We start from the raw sequence: 8,160 nt of genomic DNA on the forward strand, positions 1-8,160 counted from the left end.
CCCATGCTCCCCACCACCAAGGGCGCGGGCCACACCGTCCTCGCCGCCGGTCTGCGCGGCCTGCTCGACCTGCTCGACCGGGGCGCGCCCGCCGAGGACTTCGCCCGCCCCGCCGCCCGCGCCCGCGAGGCCGGGGCCCGCGCCGACGACCTCGCCGCGCTGGACGACGCCACCGACGTCGCACTCCGCGTCCACCGCACCCTGGGCGCGCACCGCCGCCGCGAAGCCGAACTGACCGCGCTCTTCGACACCGCGAGCGACCTGGCGGCGCTGCGCGACCCCGACGCGGTGCTCCGCGCCATCGTGCGCCGCGCCAAACTGCTCCTCGGCACCGACGTCACCTATCTCTCGCTGAACGACGAGACGGCGGGCGACACCTACATGCGCGTCACCGACGGCAGCGTGGCCGCCGCCTTCCAGCAGGTCAGGCTCGGCATGGGGGAGGGCCTCGGCGGCCTCGTCGCCCAGACCGCCCGCCCCTACGCCACCGGCGACTACCAGCAGGACCCCCGCTTCCACCACACCGACGCCATCGACAGCGCCGTCCGCCAGGAGGGGCTGCGGGCCATCCTCGGTGTTCCCCTGCGGCTCGGCGCCCGGGTGATCGGGGTGCTGTACGCCGCCGACCGCGCCCCGCGCGAGTTCGCCACCGAGGAGATCGTGCTGCTCTCCTCGCTCGCCGACCACGCCGCCATCGCCATCGACGGCGCGCGGCTGCTCGAAGAGACCCGGGCCGCGCTCGTCGACCTCAACGCGGCGACCGAGACCATCCGCGCCCACAGCCAGGCCATGCGCCGCGCCGAGCAGGCCCACGATCAGCTCACCGACCTCGTGCTGCGCGGCGGCGGCGCCGACGAGGTCGCCGACGGCATCGCCGCGCTCCTGGACGGCGGCGTCCTCATCCACGACGCGGACGGCACCGAACTGGCCCGCACCGGCGCGGGCCCGCTGCCGCCGCCCGCCGCGGCCGTCGCCGCCTCCCGGGCCAGCGGACGCGCGGTCCCGCAGGACGGCACCTGGGTGTGCGCGGTGCTCGCCGGGCCCGAACTCCTCGGTAGCATCGCCCTGACCGGGCGCGCCGAACTCGCCGACGCCGACCGGCGGCTCTTCGAGCGGGCGAGCGTCGTCACGGCGCTGCTGCTGCTCCTGCGCCGGTCCGTCGCCGAGACCGAGGACCGGATACGCGGTGAACTCCTCGGCGACCTGCTCTCCACCACCGGCGACCCGGTCGGCCTCGCGGGCCGCGCCCGCCGCCTCGGCGTCGGACTCACCGTGCCGCACGCCGTGTTCATCGCCCACAGCGACAGCGCCGCACGTCAGCGGCTCCTCGCCGCCGCCCACCGGGCGGCCCGCGCACACAGCGGCCTCGCCGGGCTGCACCACGACGACGTGGTCCTGGTGACGCCCACCGGGGCCCCCGGCGCCCAGGCGCGGGCGCTCGCCGCCGACCTCGGCCAGGCCGTCGGCGCCCCCGTCACGGTCGGCGCGGCGGGCCCCGCCGAACCCGCGGGGCTGCCCGCGGCCCACGCCGAGGCCCTGCGCTGCCTCGCCGCGCTGCGGGCCCTCGGCCACACCGGGCACGGCGCGGCCCTCGCCGACCTCGGCTTCGTCGGCCTGCTCATCGGCGACCGCGCCGACCTGGGCGGGTACGTACGCGCCATCCTCGGCCCCGTCCTCGACTACGACGCCGAACGCGGCACGGAGCTGACGCGCACCCTGGAGGCGTACTTCGGCGAGGACCGCAGTCTCACCCGGGCCAAGACCGTGCTTCACGTGCACGTCAACACCGTCGTGCAGCGCCTGGAACGCGTCGCCCGGCTCCTGGGCGAGGACTGGAACAGCCCCGCCCGCACCCTGGAGATCCAGCTCGCCCTCAGACTGCACCGCCTGACGCCGACACGGTGAACGCCGCCCGCAACCGGCCGAGCAGCGCGCGGGCCGCCGGTCCCGGCGGCCCGTCCGTCCGCCAGGCAAGGGCGATCCGGCCGCGCGGCGCCGGGTCGGTGATCTCCAGGGTGCGCAGCCCGAGCGAGGCGGCCATCCCCTCGGGCGGGGCGGGCAGCACGGCCACGCCGAGGCCGCGTACCGCGAGCCGGGTGAGGAGCCCAGGGGTGGCCGCCTCGAAGGCGACGCGCGGCGTGAACCCCGCGTCCGCGCACGCCCGGTCCAGCGCACCGCGCACTCCGGTTCCGCGCGCCAGAGTGATCAGCGGCCGGTCCGCCAGCTCGGCCAGGGGGACGTGGGTGCGGCCGCCGGGGCGGAGCAGCGGATCGCCGGGGGCGACGGCGGCGACCAGCGGCTCGTCGACCACGAGCGCCAGGCGCACGCCCGCAGGTGCCTCGTCCGCCGCGAGGCCGAGCAGCGCGATGTCCAGCTCCCCGCGGAGCAGCGCCACGAGCATGCGGTCGGAGGTGTCCTCGGTAAGGGCGATCTCCACCCGGGGGTGTGCGTCGTGGAAGTCGGCGATCACGGACACCACATCGAACTCCTCGGTGGCCGCCCCCGACACACAGCCGAGCGTCACCTGGCCGCGCAGCAGCCCCGTGAACTCCTGTGCCGTGCGCCGCGCACCCTCGGCCGCGGCGAGCGCGGCCCGCGCGTAGGGCAGCACGGCCCGGCCCACCTCCGTGAGCGTCACCGTGCGGTGGGAGCGGTCCAGGAGGCGGTGGCCCAGCTCGCGTTCGAGCTGCCGGACCTGCGCGCTCACGCCGGGCTGCGCCAGATGCAGCCGGGCGGCGGCGCGGGTGAAACCGGCCTCGTCGACCACGGCGACGAAGTACTGGAGCTGCCGGAGTTCCATAACGAGCAATGCTAGTGGCGAGAACGACAGGCTCTTGGACTTATGACAGCGCCTTGATCACCCTTGCACCATGGGGAATTCAAGGAAAACGACAGCGCACGAGAGTGCCATCCGGGCCGCGATCGCCGCCGAACGCCGTGAACTCGCCGCCGCCTTCGACGCGCTGCGGCCCGAGCAGTGGGACGCCCCCTCGCTCTGCGCGGGCTGGCGCGTGCGCGAGGTCGTCGCCCACATGTCCCTGGGCTTCCGCCACTCCCTGCCCAGAACCCTCGCCGAGCTCCTCAGGGCCCGCGGCAGCCTGCACCGCATGACCGACCGCTGTGCCCGCGCCGACGCCGCCCGGTTCTCCGCCGCCGAACTCGCCGCCCTGCTGCGGGACAACGCCCACCACCCCTGGACGCCCCCGGTCGGTGGCTACACCTCCGCTCTCGGCCACGACGTCGTGCACGGCCTCGACGTCACCACCGCCCTCGGGACCGGCCGCGCGGTGCCGCTCGACCGCGTGCGCCCCCTGCTGGCGGCCGTCGACCGCAGGAGCCTGAAGTTCTTCGGCGCCGACCTCTCCGACGTCTCCCTGCACGCCGACGACCTCGACTGGACCTACGGCAGCGGCGCCCCGGTGCGCGGCGCCGCGCAGGACCTGCTGCTCGTCGCGTACGGCAGGAAGGTCCCCCGGGGCAGGCTCCGCGGCGAGCAGGCCGAGCGCTACACCCACGAGCGGACCCACGGCCGCACCCACATCCGCCCCCACGACCGCTCCCGCGACTGAACTGTCCGGTTCCGGGCTCCTGTTGTCACATCCGGACCTGTTGGATCCGTCATACAGGCGACCTACGCTGGTTACCGCCTGAAAGGGAGTCGCATGAGCGGACGCATCGAGCGAAGCGGACCACGTGGACGACCTGCACCGCCGGGGCGGGGGGAGCGGATAGCCGACTGGGCGGACGGACGCCTCGGCATCCACACCCTGGCCAAGGCCCAGATGCGCAAGATCTTCCCCGACCACTGGTCGTTCATGTTCGGCGAGATCTGCCTCTACAGCTTCCTGATCCTGATCCTCACCGGCACCTATCTGACCCTCTTCTTCGAACCCAGCATGGCCGAGGTCACCTACGACGGCCCCTATGTGCCGCTCAAGGGCATCCTGGTCTCCCGGGCGTTCGAGTCCACCGTCGACATCAGCACCGAGGTCCGCGGCGGCCTGCTGATCCGGCAGATCCACCACTGGGCGGCCGTCGTCTTCGTCGCCGCCATGCTCGTGCACATGATGCGGGTGTTCTTCACGGGCGCGTTCCGCAAGCCCCGTGAGATCAACTGGCTCTTCGGCTGGACGCTGCTGTTCCTCGGCATCATCACCGGTCTGACCGGCTACTCACTCCCCGACGACATGCTGTCGGGCACCGGCATCCGCTTCGCGCACGGCGCCATCCTCTCCATCCCCGTCGTGGGCACCTACCTCGCCTTCTTCCTGTTCGGCGGGGAGTTCCCGGGGGACGACATCATCGCGCGGCTCTATCCCATCCACATCCTGCTGCTGCCGGGCATCATGCTGGGGCTCGTCGTCGCCCATCTGATCCTGGTCTTCTACCACAAGCACACCCAGTTCGCCGGTCCGGGCAGGACCAAGAAGAACGTGGTGGGAGCACCGTTCCTGCCCGTCTACATCGCCAAGGCGGGCGGCTTCTTCTTCCTCGTCTTCGGGGTCCTCGCCATCATGGGCGCGGTCGCCGTCATCAACCCGGTCTGGGTGATCGGCCCCTACCGCCCCGACCACGTCTCCACCGGCGCCCAGCCCGACTGGTACCTCGGCTTCTCCGAGGGGCTGATCCGGGTGATGCCGAGCTGGGAGATCAACGCCTGGGGGCACACCCTGGAACTGGGCGTCTTCATCCCCTTCATGCTCTTCCCGCTCATCCTCGCCGCGATCGCGGTCTATCCGTTCATCGAGTCCTGGGTCAAGGGCGACAGACGAGAGCACCACATCCTGGACCGGCCGCGCAACGCGCCCGTGCGCACCGGCCTCGGCGTCGCCTGGCTGACCGTGTTCGGCGTGCTGATGATCGGCGGCGGCAACGACCTGTGGGCCACGCACTTCCACCTCTCCATCAACAACATCACCTGGTTCGTGCGGATCGGCTTCTTCGTCCTCCCGGTCCTCGCGTTCTTCGTCACCCACCGCGTCTGCCTCGGCCTCCAGCACAAGGACCGCGACAAGGTGCTGCACGGCCGGGAGAGCGGCACCATCAAACGCCTGCCGCACGGCGAGTACGTGGAGGTGCACGAGCCGCTTCCGCAGGGCGAGCTGTACCGGCTGACCGCGCACGAACAGCCCCGGCCCATCGAGATCGGCCCGCTGGTCGACGCGAACGGCGTGGCCCGCAAGGTCCCCCGCTCGCTGCGGCTGCGCTCGCGCCTCTCCCGCGCCATGTACGGGCCCAAGGCGCAGGTGGCCAAGGCCACCCCGCAGGAGTATCTGGCGATCCACCGGGGGGAGGGCGATCACCACTGAGCCGCCGACTCGGTTAGCCTCACACGGTGATGGCATCCGAGAGCACCCCGAAGCTGTTGGCGGTCAGCGACCTGCACGTGGCGTACGCGGAGAACAGGAAGTACGTCGAGACCATCCGGCCGACGACCGGCCAGGACTGGCTGATCGTCGCCGGAGACGTCGCCGAGCGCATGGCCGACATCGAGTGGACACTGCGCACGCTCGCCGGGCGGTTCGCCAAGGTGGTGTGGGCGCCGGGCAACCACGAGCTGTGGACACCCAAGGACGATCCGGTCCAACTGCGCGGCGAGGCGAGATACGACCACCTCGTCGCGCTCTGCCGGTCCCTCGGCGTGGTGACCCCCGAGGACCCCTACCCGGTCTGGCGCGGCGCAGGCGGCCCGGTCACCGTCGCCCCGCTGTTCCTGCTCTACGACTACTCCTTCCGCCCGGCGGGAACCTCCACCAAGGAGGAGGCCCTCGCCGCCGCCCACGAGGCGGGGGTCGTCTGCACCGACGAGTACTTCCTGCACCCCGACCCGCACGCCACCCGCGACGACTGGTCGCGGGCGCGGGTCAAGCTCACCGAGGAGCGGCTCGCCGAGCGCACCCCGGGGCTGCCGACGATCCTCATCAACCACTGGCCGCTGGTGCGCGAACCCACCCGCGTCCTGCGCTACCCCGAGTTCGCCCTGTGGTGCGGCACCGAACTGAGCGCGGACTGGCCGGTGAAGTACGACGCGGCGGCCGTCGTCTACGGCCACCTGCACATCCCGCGCACCACGTACCACGACGGGGTGCGCCATGTGGAGGCGTCGGTCGGCTACCCCCGTGAGTGGCGCAGGGACTTCCACCCCGATCCGCACCTGCGGCAGATCCTGCCGGTCCCTGACTGAACGACCGACCGACTGACGCGTCAGTCGAAAGCTCAACGCCACCGTAAGTGCACTGCTCAGCGGGCATGCCCGTACGGCGGTGTTGCGTTAACCGCAACACCGCCGTACGGTGGCTCACCATGCAGTCAGAGCAGCGGGACGCCGTGTCGGAGCGCGTGCGCAAGGTCATCGCCGACGCGGGCGTGAGCCAGCGCGAGTTCGCGCGCCAGATCGTCATGGACCCCTCCAAGCTGTCCCGCTCGCTCGGCGGCACCCGCCGCTTCACCACGGCCGAACTGGCCCGCGTCGCCGTCACCGGCGGAGTCGACGTGGGCTGGCTCATCGGCACGCCGACCGCGCCGTCCCCGGCGTCCTCGGCGTCACCGGCGTCCCCGATGTCACCGGCGGCCCGGCGGCAGCGCGCCGGAGGCCCCACCCCGGAGGGCGGCAGACCGCTCCAGATCGTGCGTGAGACGGTGCGCCTCATCGCCGAGCGCGGTTTCCACGCCGTACGCGTCCAGGACATCGCCGAGGCCTGCGCCACCAGTACCGCCGCCATCCACTACCACTTCCCCGGCCGGGACGACCTGCTCGAAGCCGCCGTGCGCTGGTGCATGGACGAGGACACCGCACGCCGGGCCGCCCGGGTCGCGGACGCCGCCGACACCGCCGACGAGCTGCGCCAGCTCATCGAGCTCCAGATCCCGCGCACCCCGCGGCAGCGCTGGCAGTGGAGCGTCTGGCTCGACCTCTGGGCGGAGGCCGCCCGCTCCACCGCCGTGGGCCGCCTGCACGCGGACTACTACCGGCAGTGGCGCGCCACCGTCGCCGACGTCCTGCGGCGCGGCATCGCCGACGGCGTCTTCCGCCCCGCCGACCCCGACGCCGCCGCGCTGCGCCTGACCGCGCTGATCGACGGCCTGGCCACGCAGGTGCTCGCCTCCGGCCCGGACGCCCCGGACACCGGACCCGACGCCATGCACGAGGCGCTCACCGCCTATGTCGACGCCACTCTGACCGCGCACTGACCTCCGTACGACCGCATCCCCCACCCGCGCACGCACCGACGTACCCGTATCCCGCACACCCCGTACACCCCGCACCCGAGGGAGAGTTCCGCATGCCCGTGAACGACAACGTGATCATCACCTGCGCCCTGACCGGCGCCGGTGACACCGTCCGCAAGAGCCCGCACGTCCCCGTCACGCCCGAGCAGATAGCCACCTCCGCCGTACAGGCCGCGGAGGCGGGCGCCGCCGTCGTGCACATCCACGTGCGCGACCCCGGGACGGGCGAGCCCTCGCGCGACCCGCGCCTGTACCGCGAGGTCGTCGAGCGCATCAAGGAGACCGGCACCGACGTCGTCATCAACCTCACGGCGGGCATGGGCGGCGACCTCGTCATCGACCCCATCGTGCCGCTCCAGGACCTCGGCGAGCTGCCCGGCACCGACCTCGTCGGCGGCCTCGACCGGCTCCCGCACGTCGAGGACCTCCTCCCCGACATCTGCACCCTGGACTGCGGCTCCCTCAACTTCGGCGACAACCTCTACATCTCCACGCCCGACATGCTCCGCCAGGGTGCCAAGCGCATCCAGGAGCTCGGCGTCCGGCCCGAGCTGGAGATCTTCGACACCGGTCAGCTCTGGTTCGCCAAGCAGCTCCTCGCCGAGGGGCTCCTGGACGACCCCACCGTCTTCCAGCTCTGCATGGGCATCCCGTGGGGCGCCCCGGCCGACCCGGGGGTGCTCCAGTCGATGGTCAACATGCTTCCCGAAGGCGCCCAGTGGGCCAGCTTCGCGCTCGGCCGGATGCAGATGCCGTGGGTCGCTCAGTCCATCCTGCTCGGCGGACAGGTCCGCGTCGGCCTTGAGGACAACCTCTACCTCGGCAAGGGCAACAAGGTCACCAACGCGCAGCTCGTCGAGCGGGCCGTGCAGATCACCGAGAACCTCGGCTCCCGCGTCGCCACGCCGGACGAGGCCCGCCAGAAGCTCG

7 protein-coding genes are annotated in these 8,160 nt (G+C 72.6%); 6 read left to right on the plus strand and 1 reads right to left on the minus strand.

Annotation, left to right across the window (positions count from 1 at the left end):
* Positions 1-3 precede the first annotated feature (3 nt).
* On the plus strand, positions 4-1,905 hold the full coding sequence (locus tag AB8Z36_RS24260) for a helix-turn-helix domain-containing protein (protein WP_369215492.1): 1,902 nt from the start codon (positions 4-6) through the stop codon (positions 1,903-1,905).
* On the opposite strand, the gene AB8Z36_RS24265 is transcribed toward AB8Z36_RS24260, so the two are convergent.
* Positions 1,874-2,800, minus strand: a complete 927-nt coding sequence (locus AB8Z36_RS24265; RefSeq protein WP_369215486.1) for a LysR family transcriptional regulator — start codon at positions 2,798-2,800, stop codon at positions 1,874-1,876. The two genes, AB8Z36_RS24260 and AB8Z36_RS24265, sit on opposite strands and share 32 nt — an antisense overlap.
* Positions 2,801-2,870: 70 nt before the next feature.
* Here AB8Z36_RS24265 and AB8Z36_RS24270 point away from each other — a divergent pair, with 70 nt between their 5' ends.
* The 5 genes from AB8Z36_RS24270 to AB8Z36_RS24290 form a co-directional block, all read left to right on the plus strand.
* Positions 2,871-3,569 carry a maleylpyruvate isomerase family mycothiol-dependent enzyme gene (locus AB8Z36_RS24270; protein WP_369215487.1) on the plus strand — a complete coding sequence of 233 codons (699 nt, stop codon included), beginning with the start codon at positions 2,871-2,873 and terminating at the stop codon, positions 3,567-3,569.
* A gap of 93 nt (positions 3,570-3,662) precedes the next feature.
* Positions 3,663-5,309 (plus strand): cytochrome bc1 complex cytochrome b subunit, encoded by a 1,647-nt coding sequence (gene qcrB, locus AB8Z36_RS24275; RefSeq protein ID WP_369215488.1) that lies wholly within the window; start codon positions 3,663-3,665, stop codon positions 5,307-5,309.
* Between the two features lie 29 nt (positions 5,310-5,338).
* Entirely contained in the window at positions 5,339-6,184 is an 846-nt protein-coding gene (locus tag AB8Z36_RS24280; RefSeq protein WP_369215489.1) for a metallophosphoesterase family protein, read from the plus strand.
* Positions 6,185-6,303: 119 nt separating this feature from the next.
* Entirely contained in the window at positions 6,304-7,191 is an 888-nt protein-coding gene (locus AB8Z36_RS24285; protein WP_369215490.1) for a TetR/AcrR family transcriptional regulator, read from the plus strand.
* A 92-nt stretch (positions 7,192-7,283) separates the two neighbouring features.
* A partial coding sequence (locus AB8Z36_RS24290) for a 3-keto-5-aminohexanoate cleavage protein (RefSeq protein ID WP_369215491.1) occupies positions 7,284-8,160 on the plus strand: 877 nt, incomplete at its 3' end.

It is taken from the genome of Streptomyces flavofungini (assembly GCF_041028215.1).
Classification (GTDB): domain Bacteria; phylum Actinomycetota; class Actinomycetes; order Streptomycetales; family Streptomycetaceae; genus Streptomyces; species Streptomyces flavofungini_B.